At 46.1% G+C, this 22597-nt stretch carries 18 protein-coding genes, 5 tRNA genes and 1 pseudogene; 23 read left to right on the plus strand and 1 reads right to left on the minus strand.

What is annotated here, in order from left to right:
• Positions 1-334 precede the first annotated feature (334 nt).
• Positions 335-583, minus strand: coding sequence for a hypothetical protein (locus IPL83_20345; GenBank protein MBK9041474.1), 249 nt, complete (start codon positions 581-583; stop codon positions 335-337).
• 109 nt (positions 584-692) lie between these two features.
• On the opposite strand from IPL83_20345, the gene clpB reads away from it, so the two are divergent.
• From clpB to rpoB, 23 genes and pseudogenes are all read left to right on the plus strand, one after another.
• Positions 693-3272: an ATP-dependent chaperone ClpB gene (clpB, locus tag IPL83_20350; protein MBK9041475.1), complete on the plus strand. Its 2580-nt coding sequence runs from the start codon at positions 693-695 to the stop codon at positions 3270-3272.
• Positions 3273-3439: 167 nt separating this feature from the next.
• Positions 3440-4072, plus strand: a complete 633-nt coding sequence (locus IPL83_20355; protein ID MBK9041476.1) for a riboflavin synthase — start codon at positions 3440-3442, stop codon at positions 4070-4072.
• Positions 4069-5259: a 3,4-dihydroxy-2-butanone-4-phosphate synthase gene (gene ribB, locus IPL83_20360; GenBank protein MBK9041477.1), complete on the plus strand. Its 1191-nt coding sequence runs from the start codon at positions 4069-4071 to the stop codon at positions 5257-5259. Before IPL83_20355 ends, ribB begins: the two co-directional genes overlap by 4 nt.
• A gap of 1 nt (position 5260) precedes the next feature.
• Positions 5261-5746, plus strand: coding sequence for a 6,7-dimethyl-8-ribityllumazine synthase (locus tag IPL83_20365; GenBank protein MBK9041478.1), 486 nt, complete (start codon positions 5261-5263; stop codon positions 5744-5746).
• A gap of 12 nt (positions 5747-5758) precedes the next feature.
• Positions 5759-5998, plus strand: a complete 240-nt coding sequence (locus IPL83_20370; protein ID MBK9041479.1) for a hypothetical protein — start codon at positions 5759-5761, stop codon at positions 5996-5998.
• Between the two features lie 15 nt (positions 5999-6013).
• Positions 6014-8275, plus strand: a complete 2262-nt coding sequence (locus IPL83_20375; protein ID MBK9041480.1) for a PAS domain-containing protein — start codon at positions 6014-6016, stop codon at positions 8273-8275.
• Positions 8272-9633 carry a sigma-54-dependent Fis family transcriptional regulator gene (locus tag IPL83_20380; GenBank protein ID MBK9041481.1) on the plus strand — a complete coding sequence of 454 codons (1362 nt, stop codon included), beginning with the start codon at positions 8272-8274 and terminating at the stop codon, positions 9631-9633. The genes IPL83_20375 and IPL83_20380 overlap by 4 nt, the downstream gene beginning before the upstream one ends.
• Before the next feature lie 37 nt (positions 9634-9670).
• Positions 9671-11425 (plus strand): proline--tRNA ligase, encoded by a 1755-nt coding sequence (locus IPL83_20385; protein ID MBK9041482.1) that lies wholly within the window; start codon positions 9671-9673, stop codon positions 11423-11425.
• The gene (pyrF, locus tag IPL83_20390; GenBank protein MBK9041483.1) at positions 11410-12117 is read left to right on the plus strand and encodes an orotidine-5'-phosphate decarboxylase; all 708 of its coding nucleotides are present in this window, start codon (positions 11410-11412) and stop codon (positions 12115-12117) included. Before IPL83_20385 ends, pyrF begins: the two co-directional genes overlap by 16 nt.
• Positions 12118-12343: 226 nt before the next feature.
• Complete coding sequence (locus tag IPL83_20395; GenBank protein ID MBK9041484.1) at positions 12344-13015, plus strand: RNA methyltransferase; 672 nt, start codon at positions 12344-12346, stop codon at positions 13013-13015.
• Positions 13016-13125: 110 nt separating this feature from the next.
• A tRNA-Thr gene (locus IPL83_20400) sits at positions 13126-13201 on the plus strand.
• 43 nt (positions 13202-13244) lie between these two features.
• Positions 13245-13330 (plus strand) — tRNA-Tyr (locus IPL83_20405).
• Between the two features lie 40 nt (positions 13331-13370).
• Positions 13371-13447, plus strand: a tRNA-Gly gene (locus tag IPL83_20410).
• Positions 13448-13454: 7 nt separating this feature from the next.
• Positions 13455-13529: transfer RNA gene (locus tag IPL83_20415), tRNA-Thr, on the plus strand.
• 175 nt (positions 13530-13704) lie between these two features.
• On the plus strand, positions 13705-14898 hold the full coding sequence (gene tuf / locus IPL83_20420) for an elongation factor Tu (GenBank protein MBK9041485.1): 1194 nt from the start codon (positions 13705-13707) through the stop codon (positions 14896-14898).
• A 63-nt stretch (positions 14899-14961) separates the two neighbouring features.
• Positions 14962-15038, plus strand: a tRNA-Trp gene (locus tag IPL83_20425).
• A gap of 25 nt (positions 15039-15063) precedes the next feature.
• Positions 15064-15441, plus strand: coding sequence for a preprotein translocase subunit SecE (secE, locus tag IPL83_20430; protein MBK9041486.1), 378 nt, complete (start codon positions 15064-15066; stop codon positions 15439-15441).
• Between the two features lie 13 nt (positions 15442-15454).
• Complete coding sequence (gene nusG / locus IPL83_20435) at positions 15455-15994, plus strand: transcription termination/antitermination protein NusG (protein ID MBK9041487.1); 540 nt, start codon at positions 15455-15457, stop codon at positions 15992-15994.
• A gap of 53 nt (positions 15995-16047) precedes the next feature.
• Positions 16048-16470 carry a 50S ribosomal protein L11 gene (gene rplK, locus IPL83_20440; GenBank protein ID MBK9041488.1) on the plus strand — a complete coding sequence of 141 codons (423 nt, stop codon included), beginning with the start codon at positions 16048-16050 and terminating at the stop codon, positions 16468-16470.
• Positions 16471-16483: 13 nt separating this feature from the next.
• On the plus strand, positions 16484-17185 hold the full coding sequence (locus tag IPL83_20445; protein MBK9041489.1) for a 50S ribosomal protein L1: 702 nt from the start codon (positions 16484-16486) through the stop codon (positions 17183-17185).
• Positions 17186-17376: 191 nt separating this feature from the next.
• Positions 17377-17904 carry a 50S ribosomal protein L10 gene (locus IPL83_20450; protein MBK9041490.1) on the plus strand — a complete coding sequence of 176 codons (528 nt, stop codon included), beginning with the start codon at positions 17377-17379 and terminating at the stop codon, positions 17902-17904.
• Positions 17905-17952: 48 nt separating this feature from the next.
• Complete coding sequence (gene rplL, locus IPL83_20455) at positions 17953-18327, plus strand: 50S ribosomal protein L7/L12 (GenBank protein ID MBK9041491.1); 375 nt, start codon at positions 17953-17955, stop codon at positions 18325-18327.
• Between the two features lie 114 nt (positions 18328-18441).
• Positions 18442-22596 (plus strand): annotated as a pseudogene (gene rpoB, locus IPL83_20460) (DNA-directed RNA polymerase subunit beta).
• The last annotated feature ends 1 nt before the right edge of the window (position 22597 follow it).

A 22597-nucleotide genomic window follows, 5' to 3' on the forward strand; every position in this document is an offset into this window, starting at 1 on the left:
GCGACCATCGTTCCCTGGTTAATCCGTTAACCCCCTTAAACACAAGGGCGACTAAATAGTATCACCCCTTCCACTGCGTAATTATTCGGGACCGATATCGGATTCTTGACAGGACGAGAGACCATTTTCAAGGAGATGCAACTAAGATTGGGCTTTTGAATGATCGAGGTCCTAAGACTTAAGCGGTGAAAACAGATCCAAAGGCAAGCTTGAAATTCGCTCTGGACAAGCCTTTCGGAGCGTCAGCTAGACGGTAACCGGAGTGACAAACGTCCTTGAGTAAGAAGCATCCTCGCAATCAATAACAGTGAATCCACACATACCCAAACAGAGTCTAATCAATTTCAAGGAATCGACAGAAGGCCATTTTACCAGATAATTCATAGGACCGAAGCTGTGCCTTACGGCTGTGGATATTGAAATCATGTCCAAAGGTACAGATGTTTTCGTCGCCGTCCAGGTGAACACACTGTTCGCAGCAATAGGTAAAATTGAGTGATCGAAATTCCGTTGGGTTTACCGGGTCCAATATGATTGATTTGCGACCAGGGTGGACACGCCGACTTGCAATTAGGCCAGACATTGACAAATCTCCTTTTCAACGCACATTTCCTACTAGGTGGTGCTAGTCTAGGCTCACAGCAGGGTTTTTGTAATCAAAAAAGGGGTAAAACGTGGGCGATATCGAAAAAATGACAAAGATGAGCCAACAGGCGATGCAGGAGGCGGCTGAGTTTGCCGAGTCCAGCCAAAATCCTTCGGTTGAGCCCTGGCACTTGCTGAAGGCTATTCTGTCACAATCAGATGGAATCGTCCCGCGGGTGTTAACGGAGGGAATGAAGCTGAAACTAGAACCTTTGGTCCGTGAGGTCGGGATTCAAATCGACCGTCTTCCAAAGGTGTCGGGAGAGAACATCCGAGTTCAAGCAAGTTCAGATTTGGTGAAATTATTTAAGGCCGCAGAGTCTGAATCCAAGGGAATGAATGATGACTTCATCTCCACTGAGCACTTTATGTTGGCCGCATTAAAGTCGGGGAATCCGACCTTAAAAGATATATTTAAGAAACTTGGCGTTGATGCCAAACAATTTATGGAGGCATTGAAAATGAGTCGAGGAGGTCAGCGCGTAACGGATGATTCGCCGGAAGCTAAGTTTGATGTTTTAAAGAAATATGCGCGGGATCTGACTGAGCTCGCTGAGGCAGGAAAATTGGACCCGGTCGTTGGGCGGGATGAAGAAATTCGTCGCGTGGTGCAAGTGCTTTCACGGCGGACTAAGAACAATCCAGTTCTCATCGGTGAGCCGGGCGTGGGCAAAACGGCTATTGCCGAGGGGCTGGCGTTGCGGATTATCAACCAAGACGTGCCAAGCGTTTTGATCGGAAAGAAATTGATGTCTCTTGATTTGGGGGCGCTGGTTGCGGGAGCTAAGTATCGTGGCGAATTTGAAGATCGTTTGAAATCCGTCGTCAAAGAGGTGACCGGCAGCAATGGTCAGATTATTCTATTTATCGATGAGCTTCACACCTTGGTGGGAGCCGGAAAAGCGGACGGTGCTATGGATGCGGGGCAGATTCTCAAGCCAGCATTGGCGCGCGGGGAGCTTCGGTGCATTGGGGCCACGACCCTTGATGAATATCGACAATACATCGAAAAAGACAAGGCCCTTGAGAGAAGGTTTCAGAATGTGCTGGTAGCAGAACCCAGCGTTCACGATGCCATCACGATCTTGCGTGGACTCAAAGAAAAGTACGAAGTGCATCATGGGGTGAGAATCACAGATGCTGCGATAGTGAATGCAGTGAAACTTTCTCATCGTTATATTACGGGCCGTTTTTTGCCTGACAAAGCCATCGATCTCATGGATGAAGCTGCAAGCAAGCTGAGCATTGAAATCAATTCGGTTCCGTCAGAAATAGACGAAATAGAGCGAAAGATGATGCAATTGCAGATTGAACGGGAGGCTTTAAAGAAGGAGAAGGAGAAGGGGGCGAAGGATAGGCTCTCAAATATTGAATCTGAACTTAAGGATCTTTCGACTGAATTGCAAACCCTCAAGCATCAATGGGAAAAGGAAAAGCGGGAAATAGGTGGCTTGAAGGGAACGAAGGAAGAAATCGAGCGAATGAGGGTTGAGGTCGAAAGGGCAGAGCGGGAAGGGAATCTTGAGAGGGCTGCTGAGCTGAAGTACGGTCGGCTTCCAGAGCTTGAGAAGCGACTCTTAACCCACGCGGAGGACACGACTAAAAGTTCCGGCGAAACGAGGATGTTAAAAGAGGAAGTTGGACCTGAAGAAATAGCGGAGGTTGTGTCAAAATGGACTGGGGTTCCAGTCAGCAAGATGTTGCAGTCCGATTCAGAAAGACTTTTGCAGATGGAAAGTCTTTTGCGCCAGAAGGTTGTGGGTCAGGATCAGGCCCTCGTTGTGGTATCAGATGCTATCAGGCGGGCTCGTGCCGAGATTTCTGATCCTCATCGACCCATCGGATCGTTTTTCTTTCTTGGGCCAACAGGGGTTGGAAAGACGGAGACGGCCAAGGCCTTAGCTGAATTTCTATTTGATACTCAAGACGCGTTGGTTCGAATTGATATGACTGAATACATGGAGAAGCATTCTGTATCCCGACTCATTGGGGCTCCTCCCGGATATGTTGGCTATGAGGAAGGCGGACAGTTGACTGAGAAAGTGCGTCGCCGTCCTTACAGCATTATTTTGTTTGATGAGATTGAAAAGGCTCATCCCGAAGTATTTAATGTTTTCCTTCAAATTATGGATGATGGGCGATTGACTGATGGTCAGGGTCGGGTCGTGGATTTTCGCAACACTGTCTTGATTATGACCTCCAATGTGGGGTCACAATTCATCGCGGATAGCAAATTGACGACAGCGGAAAGGGAAGACGCCGCGAAAGAGGCCCTTCGGGCTCATTTTAGGCCGGAGTTTCTGAATCGGATTGATGAAATAGTCATTTTCAATAGCCTATCGGAAGAGCAACTGGGCGGTATTGTTGAAATCCAACTGTCTGAAGTAAAGGCAAGACTAAAGGACAAGCATATTGAGCTGGAATTTGACCCAAGTGCACTTCGGTACTTAGCGAGGAAGGGTTTTGATCCTCACTATGGAGCACGCCCTTTGCGTCGGGTGATACAGTCCGAGGTATTGAATGTACTTTCCAAACTTTTGATTTCTGGCCAATTGAAACCTGAAACCCATCTTAAAATCACGGCGAACGATTTAAACCTGGAATTTGGTGAGTTTGCGGGTAGCTGAGTATCGTGATTTGCCCTGCGGTTCCGGGTTTAGAAGCCTTGACGAATGCTTCTGCCCAGAGTAGTTTTCGAGGCCAGCGGAACGGGACCAAGGTGGTTCGTCCTGTAATTGTTTCCCATTTGTTAGCGGTTTAACACCTCTGCTTGTGTTGGCTGGAATCGGAGCCTATGTTTTCGGGAATTGTGGAGTGCCAATCACCTGTCCTGAAGGTTGTCCCCCGTCAGGGAGTGCTTGAAGTTCATATAGGGAGACCGGGTCAATTCAATCAGTTGTCTGTGGGCGACAGCGTGAGTGTGAACGGTGTTTGCTTAACAATTGAATTTTACGACTCCGAAAAGATTGTGGTGGCTTTGGCGGCAGAGACTTTGCAGGTAACTCAGTGGGATGAGAAAAGCTTGCTAGGTCGGAAAGTAAATCTTGAGAGATCGCTGAGTTTTGGAGACAGAGTTCATGGCCATCTGGTGACCGGGCATGTTGACGCTCTCGGAGAGGTTGTCGCTATAGAGCGAGCGGGCGAGTGTTCGAGAGTCCGATTGCGGGCTCCTCAGCAATTGAGATCCTATTTTTGGAAAAAGGGGAGTCTCGCGGTGAATGGTGTCAGTCTCACTATTAATCAAGTTGATTCTCTTGGAACGATTGAAGTTTGTTTGATTCCTGAGACCTTGAGGAGTACCAATTTGGGCTCTCTCCAGAAGGGCGATAAGGTGAGTATCGAGGCAGATAACTTGGCAAAAGGATTGGTTGAGACCCTTCGAGGTTTTAGTTTGAAGGAGTTGTCACAGAAGGGGGACCTGCCATGAATACGATTGAAGAACTATTAGCGGACGTGCGCGCTGGCAAGATGGTCATTCTGATTGATGATGAGGATCGCGAGAATGAGGGAGATCTGATCCTTGCCGCTGATGGGGTAACTCCAGAAAAAATTAATTTTATGGCCACAGAGGCGCGTGGACTTATCTGTTTGGCAATGACCGGAGAACAGGTCCAGCGGTTAGAGTTGCCTTTGATGGTAAAAGAGGATCGGAATGGAGCTGCGAATAAAACCGCATTTACTGTTTCGATTGAAGCGGCAAATGGAGTGACGACGGGTATTTCCGCTGCTGACAGATCACATACAATTCGAGTGGCTTCAAATCCTTTTGCACGAGCATCTGATGTTGTGGTTCCGGGTCATATTTTTCCAATTAGGGCACAGGAGGGCGGAGTTCTAAAGAGAGCTGGGCACACGGAGGCAAGTGTGGACATAACTCGTTTGGCCGGGCTCAACCCCGCGGCTGTGATTTGCGAGATTATGAATTCTGATGGGACAATGGCTCGGCGTGATGATCTTATTGAGTTTGCAAATAGGCATGGCATTAAGATCGGTACGATAGAAAGCCTCATTGAGTATCGAATTGAAAATGAAATGTTTGTTGTTGAGCAATCTCGGAGTCCTTTGCCTTCGAGTTTTGGTGAAGGATTTGAAGTTCGGATTTTTCGCAATCAGCTTGATGGGAGAGAACATCTAGCTCTGGTTAAAGGTGAACTGAGTGCTCAAACGCCCGTTTTGGTAAGAGTTCAGACGGAGAACGTTTTAGGGGACGTTTTTGGGAGTTTGCATTCAAGAAGTGGTGATTCTATCAGGTCTGCTATTCATCTGATTGACCGCGAGGGCGTTGGAGCCTTCGTCTATCTGCGGACAGAGTGTACCGAAGATAAGTCAGCTCAACGAGTTAATGAATTTTCTTTTCTCGCCCAAAAGGAAAAGAGTTCGCGATTTGATTCCAAAAAGATTTTAAAAGATCACAGGGATTATGGTGTGGGCGCGCAGATACTCAGGTCTTTGGGGGTCAAGGAGATTAGGCTTATTACAAATCATCCCCTAAAGATGGTGGGTCTGGGAGGATATGGCCTAAAAATTGTTGAATCGATAGATTTGAATGTTGGAGATAGTCTTGTGAGAGAATTTGCACAGGTGCATGAAATATCGAAAGAAATGAGTGTCTGAGATGAGTTTTTTGCAGGGTCGTCTCGTGGTCGATGAGATGCTTAAAATAGGAATTGTAACGGCGAAGTTCAATTTCAATGTCACAGAATTACTGGAAAAAGGTGCTCTCGATCGACTTTTGTCGCTTGGTTTGACATCTCAGCAGATTATCTCGGTTAGAGTTCCGGGAGCCCTTGAGATCCCATTGGCTGTGCAAACGCTGTTGAGAAATGGTTGCCATGGGGTGGTCGCTCTGGGTGCCGTGATACGTGGGGAGACCTCACATTACGATTATGTTTGTGCTGGGGTGGAGCGGGGCTGCTCCCATTTGCAATTAAAATATAAGAAACCTGTCGGATTCGGTGTGTTGACCACGGAAAATGAAGAACAGGCATTGGATCGTGCGGGGGGCGCGATGGGAAATAAGGGAGCGGAAGCAGCTGAGGTTGTCGTTGAAATGATTGATCTTTTTAATTTAATAAAATCGAATAACCCAACCAGAAGATAAAAGGAGACCGAGATGTCTGAAAATTCCATGTCCAGTGTCACGATCAACGATTTTTACAACCAATTGGCATCGAGGGTAAGCGCGTACAATGCTAAACTGCTCTTGCAGCGTGCAGTTTTTCAGTCTGGACTTGATAACGACCATGATTGTTGCCTTAATATGGACGAAGCAAAGGCCATGTGCTTAGAACTTATCAAAAAGGGTGGACCGGCTTTTCAGGTTGGAAAAGATATGTATTCTCGCCTTCAGTAGCCTCCAAAATTCTAAATGAATGAAGATGGAACGCCGGAAATATTGAAAGATTCTAAAGAGCTAAAACGGAGGAGAAGGGAAGTTATTGCCCTTTTCCCTCTAGGGCTTCTTTTTTTATTCTTAACTTGGATAGAGATCCAACTTTTTGGGTACAGTCAAACTCTGCCATTTATTCATTCAATATTTTTCTTTGGTTTAGTTAATTTTAATATTGTCATTCTTTTGCTTCTTTTGTTTCTCATATTCAGAAATATCGTCAAAGTTTTTGCTGAACGACGGAGTGGGGGCGATGGTGGTTCTTTAAAGGGAAAATTGATTGCGGCATTTGTTGGATTTAGTTCCATCCCAACAATGCTAATGTTTTTGATTTCAGTATTTTATATTAATAGCAGCTTCGATAAGTGGTTTAATGAAAAAATTTCGAGTGTTTTAAAGAGTGCTCTTGAAGTCACGAATGCCTATGTTTTAACTGCAAAAAGAAAGAACTATCATTTTGCTAATGAAATTGTCGCCGATCTGGGACGGGTATCCGATGACAAAATACCAGCGCGGCTAAAGAAGCTGCGTCGACTCTATCAGCTCGACGCCGTAGAGTATTATCCCCAATTATTTTCTGAAAGAACTCTTGATGTAGCGAAGGGTGAGCTTATTCCGCAGATTCCAAGAGCTTCCCTTGAATTTTTGCAGAAAGGAATTAGCCAGAGACATGAAGGCAGTACAATTCATCAGTTTGCCGAGGGGAATTTAGTTCGGGTTATAGTCCCGATGCGAGCAGGTCGCGGAGCGCTTGTCGTATCTAGCTATATCCCAATGTCTCTTCTGTCTAGGATGGACGATATTATGGTCGCCTATGAGGATTTTCGAGATCTCAATCCCATTGAGTATCCAATAAAATCGATTTATCTTATCGTGTTGATACTGATGACTTTGGTGATTCTCTTGGCGGCGACTTGGTTTGGGTTTTACTTGGCCCGCCAGCTTTCGGTTCCGCTAGAAGAATTAGGGGATGCGACACGGAGATTGGCGAAGGGTGATTATCGCCTGGTAGAGGTCGCATCGGGTTCAGCCGAAATGAACCACCTGATCACAAGTTTTAACTCTATGACTCGACAGATTGAAGCCTCGGAAAAGGAGGTTCTTCAGACGAATCGGACACTGCAGGAAGCGCTGGAGCGCATTGATGAGCACTCTAAATATATTGAGGTCGTTCTTTCAAATGCGAGCACGGGGGTTGTTTCGGTTGATGAGGCCGGTATTGTGACCATGGTCAACAGACACGCGGAGCGACTTTTGGAGGTTGATTCTGCAAAAATAGTGGGCAAAAAGGCAAAGGATATTCTCAGCCTCGAGTACTATGGCATTTTTGATGAACTGCTTCGTACAATGAAGAAGCACAAGGCTGCAAGCATACAGAAGGAAGTGCGAATAAATGTGAAAGAAAGGTCCATTCCCTTGCAGGTGACGCTATCAATTTTGTATGACGATAATCAGCGCGAACTGGGCAAGGTGTTGGTTTTTGATGATTTGACACCGGTTTTAAGTGCTCAGAGATCAGCCGCATGGACTGAAGTCGCCAGGAGGATTGCTCATGAGATCAAGAATCCGCTGACGCCAATTAAATTGGCCGCGCAGAGGCTCAACAAGAAGTTTGCACATGAAATTGCAGATCCCGTTTTTTCTGAATCGATTCATATGATTATTGAGCAGGTGGATGGGATTAAGAATTTAGTTAACGAATTCAGTAGTTTTGCGAGAATGCCAAAATCACAGCCGGTAGTTGGAGATCTCAATCGAGTTATTCAAGATTCTCTGATTCTTTTTAAAACAGGAGATAAAGGGGATATCCTTCACTTTTTGCCGGATTTAAAATTGCCAAAATTTCGCTTTGATCCCGACCAATTGAAACGCGTGATTACCAATCTGATAGATAATGCGCTTTCAGCAACTGAACGTCTCACCCATCCGAGAGTGGAGGTGACGACAGAGTTCGACTCTGTGCTCAGGATAGTGAGAATTTCTGTGGTCGACAATGGCGAGGGAATCAATCGTCAGGTACGTGATCGTATTTTTGAACCTTATGTCACGACAAAAGGTCAAGGAACTGGATTGGGATTGGCTATCGTTAAGCGAACCATTGAAGATCACAACGGATTTATTCGTGCTCTACCAAATCCGCCGAGAGGAACAAGAATAGTCATCGAATTGCCGGTGGAGGACTTGGAAATGCCTCATCCGATGATAAAACTAGTTCTTAATAAAGAGGTTAAACAGATATGAAAAAGACATCCCCTAGGATTTTGATCATTGATGATGAAAATGCGATTTGTACCGTGCTATCCGCCTCCTTGAGGGATGAGGGGTATCAGGTTGAAACGGCAAGGGATGGATTAAGTGGTATTCAAGCTATTGGCGAATTCAAGCCAGCTGTGGTTTTGCTCGATATTTGGATGCCGGGTGAGTTGGATGGTCTTGAGGTTTTGAAGCGGGCACGAGATCAATTTCCAGGTTCTCAATATATAATTATGTCAGGTCATGGAACGATCGAAACAGCTGTTCGTGCCACTAAGCTTGGAGCTTGGGATTTTGTGGAGAAGCCACTATCGATTGATAAAATTCTAATTATCATCAAAAACATTTTGTCTTATGAGACAGAAAAGAGCGAAAAAGGACTCCTCTTGAATCGGTTGCGCAAGAATATCGCAATCATTGGCGAGAGCAAGGGGATAGTCATTCTTAAGGACATGATTGCAAGAGTAGCCCCTTCTGATTCGTGGATATTGATAGGAGGGGAAAATGGCACTGGTAAGGAGCTCGTTGCCCAGAATATTCATTATTTGAGCAAACGTGCTGGTAGGCCACTTGTTGAAGTGAATTGTGCGGCTATTCCGAAGGATTTAGTTGAAAGTGAGCTTTTCGGGTATGAAAAAGGAGCTTTCACGGGGGCTGAAGTAACGAGAAAGGGAAAATTCGATCTGGCAAATGGGGGGACCCTTTTTCTGGATGAGATTGCAGATATGAATCTAGATGCCCAAGCTAAGATTTTAAGGATTCTTCAGGAAAGGAAATTTCATCGCGTCGGCGGAAATGAGACGATCGAGGCAGATGTTCGTGTTGTGGCTGCCACGAATAAAAATTTGGAAGAAGAAATTCGAGAGGGTCGATTTCGCGAAGACCTTTATTATAGACTGAACGTGATTCCGTTTATGGTACCTCCCTTGCGTGAAAGGAGAGAGGATATTCCTGGTCTTATTCTGCATTTTGGAGACCAAATTGCTGCCCAAGGAGGTCATCGGCGGAAGATTTTTTCAGAGAAGACTCTAGAGAAAATGCAGGCTTACACTTGGCCTGGCAACGTCAGGGAACTGAGAAATTTTATTGAGAGACTCTATATTTTAACTCCTGGCGATTATGTCGAAGTTCATGATCTTCGTTTTGCAGGCATGATTGAGCGAGCTGAAAATCTTGATGGTTCGGAAGTCAATACCTTCCGCGAAGCTCGCGCCCGCTTTGAGAAGGAATTTCTCCTTAAACGGATCAGTGAGAACAAGGGAAATATCAGTAAGACGGCTGAAGTAATTGGACTGGAACGAAGCTATTTGCACCGTAAAATTAAATCCTACGGGATTGACATTTGAATCATGAAAAAAATTGATTAGCGTGGGGTGAACAGAGATGAAGTGGTCGAAATGTTTTATATTCACAAGCAAAGAAACACCAGCAGATGCTGAGATTCCAAGCCACAAGTTGATGCTTAGGGGTGGATTCATTAAAAAATTGGCGCCCGGGATTTTCACTTATGGTCCCATGGCATTGAAGTCTATTCGAAAGTTTGAACAAATTGTGAGAGAGGAACACAGCAAGTGCGGAGCTGTTGAACTGCTTATGCCGATGGTCCACCCACGGGAGTTGTGGGAAGAAACGAAGCGTTGGACAGAAATGGGTGAGGGGTTGCTGAAATTCAAAAATCGCAATGGTCAGGATTTTTGTTTGGGGGCGACGCACGAAGAGGCGGTCACGGATTACGTTCGCAAGGACGTAAAGAGTTATCGTGATTTACCTGTTACTCTATTTCAAATTCAAACCAAGTTTCGCGACGAGATTCGTCCGCGATTTGGGCTGCTTCGTGGCCGTGAATTTATTATGAAGGATGCCTACAGCTTCGATTTAACCGAAGCTCATGCCAAGAAAAGCTATCAAGTCATGTACGGAGTTTATCAAGCGATCTTTTCTCGGTTGGGTGTCAATTTTCGGATAGTGGAGGCTGATACGGGCAATATTGGAGGCAGTCTTTCTCACGAATTTCAGATTTTAGCAGATAGCGGAGAAGACCAATTGTTAGTTGCGAGTGAAGGTGATTTTGCTGCTAACATCGAAATTTGCCCAGCCGCAGATACATCTGAATCTGAATCAAGCACCGAGGCGCCTCGTCCGAAGGAAGTTTTTGAAACTCCTGGGGTGAGAACCATATCAGATCTGTCCAAGGCAACCAAAGTGCCGGAAAATCAGCTGGTCAAGACTTTGTTTTTCTCCGTGAATGACGGACTTTCAACCGAGATCAAGCCAATTGCCGTTCTGTTGCGCGGAAGTGATGAGGCCAATCCAATTAAGATAAAGAATTTACTGGGACTCAGCAATCCTCCTCCTCTATTAAGTGATGAAGAAGTGAAACTGATATCTGGTGCTCGGCCGGGTTCTTGCGGTCCTGTCGGATTGAAAATTCCAATTTATATCGATAAAGGGGTAGAGGCCTTACGGAATTACATCGTCGGGGCGAATCAAGAGGAGAGACATCTTCGGTATATCAATCATGGACGTGATTTCGAGGTCACTCGAGTCGGTGATTTGCGAATGGCAAAAGAGGGTGATCTCGCACCACAGGGACAAGGTACTTTGAAGTCTTGTCGAGGTATTGAGGTGGGTCACATCTTTTACCTTGGTACGAAGTATTCCAAGGCAATGAGTGCGAATTATTTGAACACCGAGGGAAAGCTAGCACCAATAGAAATGGGCTGTTACGGAATTGGAATTTCTCGAACAGTTCAAGCCGTTATAGAGCAAAGCCACGATAAGGATGGCATTATTTGGCCCGTTTCGATCGCTCCATATCATGTTCATATTTGTCAGTTGGATATTGGAGATCCCCTGGTTGTTGAAGCGGCCGATAAGATTTACTCGCAACTTCTCAGTGCTGGAGTAGATGTTTTGTTTGATGACAGAGATGAACGCCCAGGAGTCAAATTCAAGGACGCTGATCTTTTGGGTATGCCTTTGCGTCTGACGATTGGTGCCCGCGGTCTCCAGTCGGGAGAGATAGAAGTCGTCGATAGAAGTACAAAAGTGATTACAAAAAAGCCTCTGGGCGAAGTGTGCCTCTATGTGCAAAACTGGCTGAAAGAAAAAGGTTGGCGCCCATGTTCCGTAAATTAAACTCACCTATTTTTGTTGCTCTTGATGTCGACAACGATAAAGAAGCTTTGCATCTTGCTCGGAATATTGAGCCTTACGTCGGTGGGTTTAAAATTGGACCGCGCCTTTGTTTCCGATACGGAGCCTCGTTTATTTCTGAGCTTGCAAAGTACGGTCATGTCTTTGTTGATAATAAGTATTTTGATATTCCTAATACGATGATTCATGCCGTTCGAGCTGCTTTTGACGGGGGAGCTACTTTTGTTTCAATTCACGCACAAGCGGGAAGGGTCGCCTTGACCGAACTTGCAAAATTGGAACAGGAACTCAATAGACAAAGGCCATTTCGCTTATTAGCGGTAACTGTTTTGACTAGTTTTAATCAAGAGGATTTACCTCCAAACGCACAAGCGCAGCCCATTGCTCAACAGGTGGAGTCTTTGGCAGAGCTTTCTGTGGACTGTGGTTTGGTGGGTCTTGTCTGTTCTCCGCACGAAGTGTCACTGATGAAATCAAAATTTCCAGGCGCATTTGTATTTACCCCAGGAATTCGCTTTCAAGATGGCAAGGCTGATGATCAAAAGAGGATTATGGGGCCGAAAGAGGCTATGAAGGCAGGAGCAACAGCCTTGGTGGTGGGTCGTCCGATTGTCGAGGCTAAGGATCCGCGAGCAGCCGCCAAGCAATTTTATGAGGCGGTGATTGCAGAATGAAGAATCGGAGATTTTGTGAAGGGATCTAAAAATAAGTTTCGAACCAAAGGTTTTGAATCTGGTCGCTCCAAGACCTTTCAAAGGTCAAAACCGGTTGACGGGGGCAGGGCCTCTCAGGGACCGAAATCTCGATCGAGCGGAAGTAGCGAAGGCATTTTGAGGCGACCAGGCCGATGGGTTATCGGGATACACTCCGTCAAGGAAGTATTAAAGGTAAGACCCGAGGGTGGAGGAACTTTGGATCAAGGCAGAGAGTGTTCAAGAGCGTGCCATCGCAGAAATTGTTGAATTGGGCAAGGCCCATGGCCTGGCTCTCCATACCCCTCCGCTCAAGTCTTTTGCGCTGTTTGGTACCGGACATCAAGGAGTTGCTTGCCGGGTGTTGACAGGTCCTGAGTTGGACTGGGATGGTCTTTCGGAGAAATCACAATCTCTTATCGTTGTGCTTGATGAGCTTGAAGATCCCCAAAATCTCGGTGCCATTCTCCGAACGGCATGGCTCATGGGAGCGGAATGCCTACTGACTTCCCAAAATAGAGCGTCCGATTTGACTCCCATAGTCACAAAAATTGCCTCTGGAGGCGCGGAGCATGTTCCTGTGTTGGTTCAGGCGAGTCTTCAAAGGGCCCTAACTGTTTTGAAGGAAAAGGGATTTTGGATCTATGGCTTGGACGAGAAGGCTTCCACAGATTTATGGGAAACCTCGTTTTCGGAAAAGGTAGCCCTTGTCATTGGCTCAGAGGGGCGAGGGATAAGGTCTTCACTGAGAGGCGAATGTGATCAATTTATCAGTATTAGCCAGGTCAACAAGGGGCACAGTTATAACGCAAGCGTTGCTGCATCTTTGGCGATGGGAGAAATATGCAGACAGCAAAAAAAGCTCCAAAATATTAAGTAAATAACCTTTGACGGGGGTCCATTTTTTCAAGTAGATATGGCGCTTATGTGTCATAAATATCTCTTATTCTTGCAATTTTAGTGCTAGATAGTTATTTGTGCTGCAGGGAAGCTGGGTTAGCTCAATTGGTAGAGCAGCTGATTTGTAATCAGCAGGTTGCGGGTTCGAGTCCCATACTCAGCTCCAATTTTTTGGTTCGCGGCCAGTCCTTTGATTGAATGGTTTTGGCGGAGAGGTGCCCGAGTGGCTAAAGGGGACGGACTGTAAATCCGTTGGCTTACGTCTACGTAGGTTCGAATCCTACCCTCTCCACCAGCTTCGGTTGCAAGTTCGGAGTTGAACGGGTGATCGGCGAGCGGGAGTAGCTCAATTGGCTAGAGTATCAGCCTTCCAAGCTGAGGGTTGCGGGTTCGAGACCCGTCTCCCGCTCCAACTTTTCGCCCATGTGGCTCAGGGGTAGAGCACACCCTTGGTAAGGGTGAGGTCGTGAGTTCGAGTCTCACCATGGGCTCCACCGTGTGATGGTGAGAGATGGGCTTGAATTGAGGCGCGGAAAAAGGAGAAGTGAGAGTATTTTTAAATTTAAACACAAAGTTAAGACAGAAGCCTTAAAGATAAGAAATATGTATTTTTTGGAGATAACTTGAGTTTTTCATGCAAAAATTCTGGAACCAGGAGGAGATCTTAAAATGTCCAAAGAAAAATTTGAGCGGAATAAGCCGCACGTAAATATCGGTACCATCGGTCACGTCGACCACGGTAAAACGACTCTGACAGCAGCGATTACCAAGGTGATGTCAGAGGCATACGGAAAAGGTTCGGCCATTGCGTTCGATCAGATCGACAAGGCTCCAGAGGAGAGAGAGCGTGGTATTACCATCTCTACTTCGCATGTCGAGTATGAGAGCGCCAAGCGCCACTATGCCCACGTCGATTGCCCCGGCCACGCCGACTATGTGAAAAACATGATCACGGGAGCCGCGCAAATGGATGGAGCCATTCTAGTGGTTTCTGCCGCTGACGGTCCGATGCCTCAAACCCGCGAGCACATTCTTCTTGCTCGTCAGGTGGGAGTTCCCGCTATCGTCGTTTTCATGAATAAAGTTGACATGGTTGACGATCCTGAGCTTTTGGAACTCGTTGAGCTTGAGATCCGGGAGCTTCTCGCAAAGTATGAATTCCCTGGAGATGATATCCCAATTGTAAAAGGCTCTGCCTTGAAAGCTCTTGAGGGTGATAAAAGTGAAATCGGCGCCCCTTCGGTTATAAAACTGCTCGAGGAAGTTGATCGCTACATTCCAGAGCCTCAGCGATTGACAGAGAAGCCATTTTTGATGCCTATCGAAGATGTTTTTTCTATTTCTGGTCGAGGAACAGTGGTCACTGGTCGAATTGAGCGCGGGATCGCAAAAGTTGGAGACGAAGTTGAGATCATTGGACTTCGTCCCACCACTAAGACGACGATCACTGGAATCGAAATGTTTCGTAAGATTCTAGATGAGGGACGTGCTGGTGATAATGCGGGTCTTCTCCTTCGCGGTACGAAGAAGGAAGATGTGGAGCGAGGCCAAGTGCTTGCTATTCCAGGCACAATTACTCCGCACAAGAAATTTAAGTGTGAAGCCTATATTTTGACAAAGGAAGAGGGAGGTCGACACACTCCATTCTTTAATGGCTATCGTCCTCAGTTCTACTTCAGAACCACTGATGTGACTGGAGTCGTTACTCTTAAAGCTGGAACCGAAATGGTAATGCCAGGTGACCGAGTTGAAATGAATGTTGAATTGATTGGCCCTATCGCAATGGAGAAGGAACTTCGTTTTGCGATTCGGGAAGGTGGCCGGACTGTTGGCGCAGGTGTGGTAACTGAGGTTGTTGAGTAGTTTTTTAATAAATTGAAGTGTGCATTTAGGGACCTTTTCAAGAGGGTCCCTAAATGTTTTCGGAGGGTAGTAGCTCTAATTGGTAGAGCGGCGGACTCCAAATCCGTAGGTTGTAGGTTCGAATCCTACCTACCCTGCCAAATGATGAGAGCATGGCGGTGGAACGTGGAAAAGCAGAATAAAAAGATACTATCTGTCTCTTTTATTGCGATGGCATTTGTTGTTGCCCTAGTGGTTGATGTGGTCCTGGAATCACTGGCTGCATCATTTGGCGCTGTGGCACGAATAAGATCTATAGATCTTGTGTCTCATGGTTTGCCCATTTCGGTCGGACTTTTGACTTTTCTTTTTTTGCAGTTCAATAAGAAAGTATTGTTGTGGGGTGACGAGGTGGTCGTTGAGATTCGCAAGGTTGTGTGGCCCTCACGGCGGGATACGACAGCGATGACAATTGTAACCTGCGTTATGTTGGTGATTTCGGGCATCCTTTTGGGTGTGTTTGATTTTGTTGCAGGAAACTTGATCAAAATGATTCTTAACTGATGGGGAACTAGAAGTGGATAAGAAGTGGTACATAGTCAATACCCATACCGGGTGCGAAGCAACTGCCAAGGCCTCAATTGAGAAGCGAATTAAGGATTTGGCGAAGGCAGAACTCTTTGGTGAGATACTTATCCCATCGGAAAATGTTGTTGAGTTGGTTAAGGGAAAGAAGGCGACTCGTTCGCGTAAATTTTTTCCTGGGTATATTTTTGTGAATATGAGCCTGAATGATGAGACTTGGCATTTAGTGAAGGGATCGGCAAAGGTCACTGGGTTTGTCGGAGGAAGCTCAAAGAGTCTTCGTCCTCCCGAAGTTCCGGAGGCTGAAGTGCTTCGAATCGCTCGTCAAATTGAGACGGGTGTTGAAAAGGCAAAGCCGAGAGTTTCCTTTGATCCCGGTGAATCTGTGACAGTTATTGATGGTCCTTTTAGTAATTTTAACGGGACGATAGAAGAAGTGAATGAGGAGAAAGGAAAGGTCAAAGTGCTGGTCAGCATTTTTGGTCGCCCGACTCCGGTTGAATTGGATTATATTCAGGTTGAAAAGGCCTGATGAAGTTAGATTAGAATTTTTTATTAACAATCCTCAAATGCAGGAGCGGGAAGATGGCAAAAAAAGTTACAGGCCAAATTAAGTTGCAGATTCCGGCAGGGAAAGCCAATCCGGCTCCTCCCGTTGGACCGGCGCTCGGACAGCACGGGGTTAACATCATGGAGTTCTGTAAGCAGTTTAATGCGAAGACGCAGAAATCCGGTGATACAGTTATCCCTGTCATTATTACGGTATACCAGGACCGGTCTTTTAGTTTTATCACTAAAACTCCCCCAGTTTCCGTTCTTTTGAAAAAGGCAGCCAAGTTGACGAGTGGGTCAAAGATGCCACAAAAGGAGAAGGTTGGGAATGTAACCATGGCTCAGATTAAAGAAATCGCTGAGATAAAAATACCAGATCTGAACTGTATGACAGTTGAATCTGCGATGTCTCAAATTATTGGAACAGCGAAGAGCATGGGCTTAGAAGTTAAATAGGCGGAGGTGAGTGATGTCTAAAAGAGGAAAAATTTATAACGAATCTAGGAAGAAGGTTGACCCCGCTTTTCGCTACACGATGGCAGAGGCGTTTAAGCTGGTTGTTGATACAGCCAAGGCAAAATTTGATGAGTCAATCGATGTTGCTGTTAAGCTGGGCGTTGATCCCAAACAGTCAGATCAGCAAGTTCGGGGAGCGGTATCCCTGCCTCATGGTCTTGGAAAGACTGTTCGAGTGATCGTTTTTGCCAAAGGCGCTAAGGAGCAAGAGGCGAAGGATGCAGGTGCTGACTTTGTCGGAGCAGAGGACTTGGTTGAAAAAATTCAAGGGGGCTGGCTTGAGTTTGATAAATGCTTGGCGACTCCCGATATGATGGCTACGGTTTCCAAGGTTGCCAAGGTTCTGGGGCCAAGAGGTTTGATGCCAAATCCAAAGGTAGGAACGGTAACAATGGCAGTAGGTGCCGCCGTGACTGCTGAGAAAAAGGGAAAGTTGGCATTTAGAGTCGATAAGGCGGGGATTGTTCACGCGTCCATTGGCAGGAAGGCTATGGGAGTTGACAATTTGCGAGAAAATTATGTGGCCTTTATGCAGACTTTATTGAAGTCAAAGCCCGCTTCCAGCAAGGGCAATTATTTGCGTGGAATCACTGTTTCATCTACGATGGGACCAGGGGTTCGCATGGATGTCCCTGAGGCGCAGGCATTGGTATAGAGTTGTTTTGAGTTGAGTTGAGAAAATTATTATAAACCGTTCGCAGTCAGAGACAGTGGGAGCTACGGCTTAATTGGGATATCCCTTTCCTGCCTAGACAAGCGAGTGAAGGTCGATTGAGCATGATTTGCCGGGCCTCTCTTTGTTAACTGATGTGCGGCCTAAACTAATGGAAGGGAGAATAGAACCGTATGATGACCAAAGCCGAAAAGGCGCAGGAAATCTCTCAAATATCTGAGCGGTTCACCAGAGCCAAAGCTGCGTTTCTGATCGATTTCAAGGGAATGTCCGTTGAAAAGGTTACGGATTTACGAAAGCAGCTGTACCCCGTCAAATCTGAGATGAGGGTGGTTCGTAATACGTTGGCACGTAGAGCCCTAATGGATCACCCACAATCGGAGTCTGCATTAAAAGACGAGTTTGTGGGTACCAACGCCATTGTTTTTGCTTACGAGGACGCATCGGCTTCGGCCAAGTTGCTTGCTGAGTTTGCAAAAAAGGTGGAAGAGCTACAGGTCAAGTCAGGTGTTATGGATGGAAAAGCTCTAGACGAGGCCAAAATTAAGTATTTGGCTACCTTGCCATCAAAAGACCAGTTACGTGCACAATTGTTGGGTACGTTACAGGCTCCGATGGCCAAGTTTGTCAGAACTTTGGAGGCTGTGCCTGGTGGATTTGCGCGTGTATTGAGCGCCTATAACGATAAACGAAGTGAATAGAGTTAGTTTTTTATTTCATGAATTGAATGAATTTTTTTGGAGGATAGAATGGCACTGAATAAAGAAGAAGTAGTGGATTTTTTGTCGAATATGCCAGTGATTGAATTGGCTGAGATGATTAAAACTTTAGAGGACAAGTGGGGCGTAAGCGCTGCAGCTCCTGCTGCTGTTGCGGTAGCGGCTGGTCCGGGCGCGGCAGCTGTAGAAGAAAAAACAGAATTTGATGTGATTCTTGCAAATGCAGGCGCCAATAAAATTAATGTGATCAAGGAAGTGCGCGCTCTGACAGGTCTTGGTCTGAAAGAAGCAAAAGACCTAGTTGAGGGAGCTCCAAAGGCAGTTAAGGAAGGCATTTCTAAAGATGAAGCCAATAAAATTAAAGAGGCATTGGTCAAAGCTGGTGCCACGGTTGAAGTGAAGTAGTTAAGTTTTACATGAGATAGTGACAGAGTTCGCCTGAGCTCTGTCACTTTGACGGTGTAGATCTAGGGGCAGAGAGATCGTTTAGTTTTAGTCGAGAAGAAAGAAGGAGAATGAATGGGCAACACGCCAATAACAGCATCTAACGTGCGGATGAGACGTAGTTATGCTAGGACCCAGGGCCTGATTGATATTCCCAATCTAATTGAACTTCAAAAGAAATCCTATGAGGAATTTTTACAGAAGGATGTCGATCCTGATCGACGTGACGTGGCAGGACTTAATGGAGTATTTAAGTCTGTATTTCCCATTTCAGATTTTAACAATACGGCCAGCTTAGAGTTTGTATCCTATACTCTTGAGCCCCCAAAGTACGACGTAGATGAGTGTCGTCAGCGGGGAATGACTTATGCTGCGCCGATAAAGGTGACACTGAGGCTTATCGTTTTTGATGTTGATGAAGAGACCGAAGCGCGCAGTATTCGTGATGTGAAAGAACAAGAGGTTTATCTGGGTGAAATTCCCCTGATGACCGCTAACGGTTCTTTTATTATCAACGGTACGGAGCGGGTTGTTGTCAGTCAGCTTCATCGTTCGCCTGGTGTCTTTTTCGACCATGATGGCGGAAAGAATAGTGCAAACGCAAAATTTATCTATTCAGCCCGTGTTATTCCCTATCGTGGATCTTGGCTTGATTTTGAGTTTGACCAAAAAGATCTCATATACGTTCGCATTGATCGTCGTCGTAAATTTCCTGTGACGGTTTTGCTGAAGGCGTTGGGATACACGACAGAAAATCTTCTCGAGATGTTCTACGATTTGGTGGATGTTCGCAGAGCCAAAGACGGAAAGTACTATAGAGGCTTGGATATTGAGAAGATGGCTGGCCAAAGAGCTCTGTCCGATATCATTGATCCAAAATCAGGTGAGGTTTTGGTCAAGGCGGGACGTCGGATTATTCGTGCGGCTGTAAAAAAAGTTCAGCAGATGAAGATCACTGAGATTGAGATTTCCCGCGAAGATCTGGAAGGTAAGGTCATTGCTAAACCCATTATCGATGAATCAACTGGTGAGATTATTGCTGATGCGAATAATGAAATGTCAGTGGACGTCCTCGATCGGGCTCACGAGGCCGGCATAGCCAATTTTAAGATGATCTTTTTTGATGGTCTTGCTGTTGGTCCATTTTTGCGCAATACCCTTTTGATCGATAAGGTTGTCACTCGAGAAGAGTCATTGCTTGAAATTTATAAACGTCTGCGTCCGGGAGAGCCTCCTACTGGGGAAGCTTCAGAAAACCTATTTAGAAGGCTATTTTTTGATCCTGAGACCTACGACCTTAGCGAAGTTGGGCGATTGAAGATCAATCATCGATTTAGTATTCCTTTTGAAGAGTGTCCGGTAGATCATCGCACACTGACCAAGAAGGACATCCTCAGCGTCGTACAAACTTTAGTTGAGTTAAAAAATGGTCAAGGTCGAATCGATGATATTGATCACCTTGGAAATCGTCGAGTGCGGTCAGTGGGAGAGCTTCTCGAAAATCAATATCGGATAGGCTTAGTTCGGATGGAAAGAGCCATCCGTGAGCGCATGAGTTTGCAGGACGTAGAGTCCATGATGCCTCATGACCTCGTCAATGCCAAACCTGTGAATGCGGTTGTGAAGGAATTTTTTGGTTCCAGTCAGCTTTCGCAATTTATGGATCAAACAAATCCGCTTTCTGAAATCACTCACAAGCGTCGACTATCGGCACTTGGACCGGGCGGTCTGACTAGGGACCGAGCTGGGTTTGAGGTTCGTGACGTTCATCCAACCCATTACGGGCGAATCTGTCCTATTGAAACTCCAGAGGGTCCAAATATTGGATTGATTGCCTCGCTAGCGACCTATGCTAGAATTAACAACTACGGATTTATCGAGACCCCCTATCGGAAAGTTGAAAAGGGAGAGGTTTCAAAAGACATTTCATACATGTCCGCTCTCGAGGAACAAGGTCATTTTGTTGCTCAGGCAGGGGCCTTTGTCGGACCACAGACTGTATTCGGTGAGAATTACACAGTGCGAGTCAATGGTGAGTATGAACTCGTAGAAAAAGACAAAGTCAGTCTGATGGACGTTTCTCCAAGCCAGCTCGTTTCTATTGCAGCCTCTCTTATTCCATTTCTCGAACATGATGATGCCAATCGCGCGCTCATGGGTTCGAACATGCAGAGACAGGCAGTACCGCTCTTGAGGGCACGAGCTCCACTTGTTGGAACAGGGGTCGAGCACTACGTGGCACGAGATTCGGGAACGAGTGTCGTATGTACGAATGATGGTATTGTTGAGGGTGTGGATGCTGGTCGCATTGTGGTTCGTCGCTTTGCTAAAGGCGGAGAACTCGGTGCTAACGTAGATATCTATAATCTGACCAAGTATCAAAGAACCAATCAAAATACTTGTTTCAATCAAAAGCCAATTGTGAATTCCGGTGACCGGGTAAAACGTGGGGATGTCATTGCTGATGGGCCTTCTACTGAGTTAGGTGAATTGGCGCTTGGGCAGAACATCGTTGTCGCGTTTACTCCATGGATGGGCTACAACTTTGAAGATTCTATTTTGATATCGGAAAAACTTCTAAAGGAAGATACTTATACCTCAATTCACATCGAAGAATTCGAGTGCGTGGCTCGAGACACGAAGCTTGGCAAGGAAGAAATCACGCGGGATATCGCCAATGTTGGTGACGAAGCGCTGAAAGACCTTGATACGAGCGGAATTATTCGCATTGGTGCGGAAGTGGGGCCGGGCGATATTCTGGTGGGCAAAGTAACTCCGAAGGGCGAGACTCAGCTTTCACCAGAAGAGAAACTTCTTCGTGCGATTTTTGGAGAGAAGGCAGGAGATGTCCGCGACACCTCTTTGCGTGTTCCTTCAGGCGTGTTTGGAACGGTCATTGATGCGCAGGTTTACAGCCGCGAGGGTGCTGACCGCGATGAGCGTCTTCAGTTAATCATCGAGGACAAGCGTAAGAAGTTGGAAAAGGATTTTGATGTCGAGCAGAATGTGATTCGTTTGAACGCTCTCGATAAATTAAAAAGTCTTTTGGTAGGGAAGAAAACCACGGGAGTTCTGCTCAACGAAGATGGGTCGGTCAAGCTTCTTTCTAAGGGACAGGAAATCACAAACGAAGATCTGGAGACGATTCCATTCGAGTTGTTAGCGTATATTCCCCTAGAGACCGAGATTGAATACCAGTGCACACGCACTGTGGATTCGGCTCGTAATCAACTTGAGGCTATTAAGATGGTCTTTAATGAAAAGATCGATCGTCTCAAGAAGGGTGATGAGCTGCCTCCCGGTGTGATCAAGATGGTTAAAGTTTATATCGCAATTAAACGAAAACTTCAGGTCGGTGATAAATTTGCCGGTCGTCACGGTAATAAGGGTGTTGTCTCTAAGGTTTTGCCTGAAGAAGACATGCCGTTCTTGGCGGATGGAACTCCGGTGGACATGGTTCTTAATCCCCTTGGAGTACCTTCCAGGATGAATATTGGGCAGATCCTTGAAGTGCATTTGGGATGGGCGGCGCATTCTCTTGGGACTCAAATAGGAGAGGCGATCTAGCAATATAACCAAAGCGCTGAGAAGGCTCGTGCGGTTCTAAAGAAGATCTATGAGTTACCTGAGATTACCCGAAAAATTGATGAGGCGGATGAGGCTTCGTTGAAGAAAATGACGAAGAGGCTGACTCGTGGAGTCCACGTGGCTACTCCCGTTTTCGATGGTGCAAAGGAGAAGGATGTTAAGGACTTCTTGGAGAAGGCAAATCTGCCCCTCAATGGTCAGACAGTTTTGTTTGATGGAAGATCTGGAGAGCCTTTTCAAACTCCAGTCACCGTGGGTGTGATGTATATGCTGAAGCTTCACCATCTGGTTGAAGAGAAGATTCATGCTCGATCTATTGGACCCTACTCTTTGGTGTCGCAACAGCCTTTGGGAGGAAAAGCTCAGTTCGGAGGTCAGCGACTTGGGGAGATGGAAGTGTGGGCGATTGAAGCTTATGGAGCCGCCTACTCACTTCAAGAATTTCTAACAGTGAAGTCAGATGACGTTGCGGGCCGGACACGAATGTACGAAAGTATCGTGAAGGGTGAGAACGTTTTGGAACCTGGCCTACCTGAATCTTTCAATGTATTGGTGAAAGAGTTGCAGAGTTTAGCGCTCAATGTTGAGCTCATTGAATCCGACATATTGACTGAAAAACCCCACAATACTGTTGAGCAGTAAG

It is taken from the genome of Bdellovibrionales bacterium (assembly GCA_016716765.1).
In the GTDB taxonomy this organism is placed as follows: domain Bacteria; phylum Bdellovibrionota; class Bdellovibrionia; order Bdellovibrionales; family UBA1609; genus JADJVA01.

Excerpts from the sequence above, each read along its gene's own strand:
- IPL83_20345 (MBK9041474.1), bottom strand. The coding sequence starts at position 583 with ATGTCTGGCCTAATTGCAAGTCGGCGTGTCCACCCTGGTCGCAAATCA.
- clpB (MBK9041475.1), top strand. The coding sequence starts at position 693 with ATGACAAAGATGAGCCAACAGGCGATGCAGGAGGCGGCTGAGTTTGCC.
- IPL83_20355 (MBK9041476.1), top strand. The coding sequence starts at position 3,440 with ATGTTTTCGGGAATTGTGGAGTGCCAATCACCTGTCCTGAAGGTTGTC.
- ribB (MBK9041477.1), top strand. The coding sequence starts at position 4,069 with ATGAATACGATTGAAGAACTATTAGCGGACGTGCGCGCTGGCAAGATG.
- IPL83_20365 (MBK9041478.1), top strand. The coding sequence starts at position 5,261 with ATGAGTTTTTTGCAGGGTCGTCTCGTGGTCGATGAGATGCTTAAAATA.
- IPL83_20370 (MBK9041479.1), top strand. The coding sequence starts at position 5,759 with ATGTCTGAAAATTCCATGTCCAGTGTCACGATCAACGATTTTTACAAC.
- IPL83_20375 (MBK9041480.1), top strand. The coding sequence starts at position 6,014 with ATGAATGAAGATGGAACGCCGGAAATATTGAAAGATTCTAAAGAGCTA.
- IPL83_20380 (MBK9041481.1), top strand. The coding sequence starts at position 8,272 with ATGAAAAAGACATCCCCTAGGATTTTGATCATTGATGATGAAAATGCG.
- IPL83_20385 (MBK9041482.1), top strand. The coding sequence starts at position 9,671 with ATGAAGTGGTCGAAATGTTTTATATTCACAAGCAAAGAAACACCAGCA.
- pyrF (MBK9041483.1), top strand. The coding sequence starts at position 11,410 with ATGTTCCGTAAATTAAACTCACCTATTTTTGTTGCTCTTGATGTCGAC.
- tuf (MBK9041485.1), top strand. The coding sequence starts at position 13,705 with ATGTCCAAAGAAAAATTTGAGCGGAATAAGCCGCACGTAAATATCGGT.
- rplK (MBK9041488.1), top strand. The coding sequence starts at position 16,048 with ATGGCAAAAAAAGTTACAGGCCAAATTAAGTTGCAGATTCCGGCAGGG.
- IPL83_20445 (MBK9041489.1), top strand. The coding sequence starts at position 16,484 with ATGTCTAAAAGAGGAAAAATTTATAACGAATCTAGGAAGAAGGTTGAC.
- IPL83_20450 (MBK9041490.1), top strand. The coding sequence starts at position 17,377 with ATGATGACCAAAGCCGAAAAGGCGCAGGAAATCTCTCAAATATCTGAG.
- rplL (MBK9041491.1), top strand. The coding sequence starts at position 17,953 with ATGGCACTGAATAAAGAAGAAGTAGTGGATTTTTTGTCGAATATGCCA.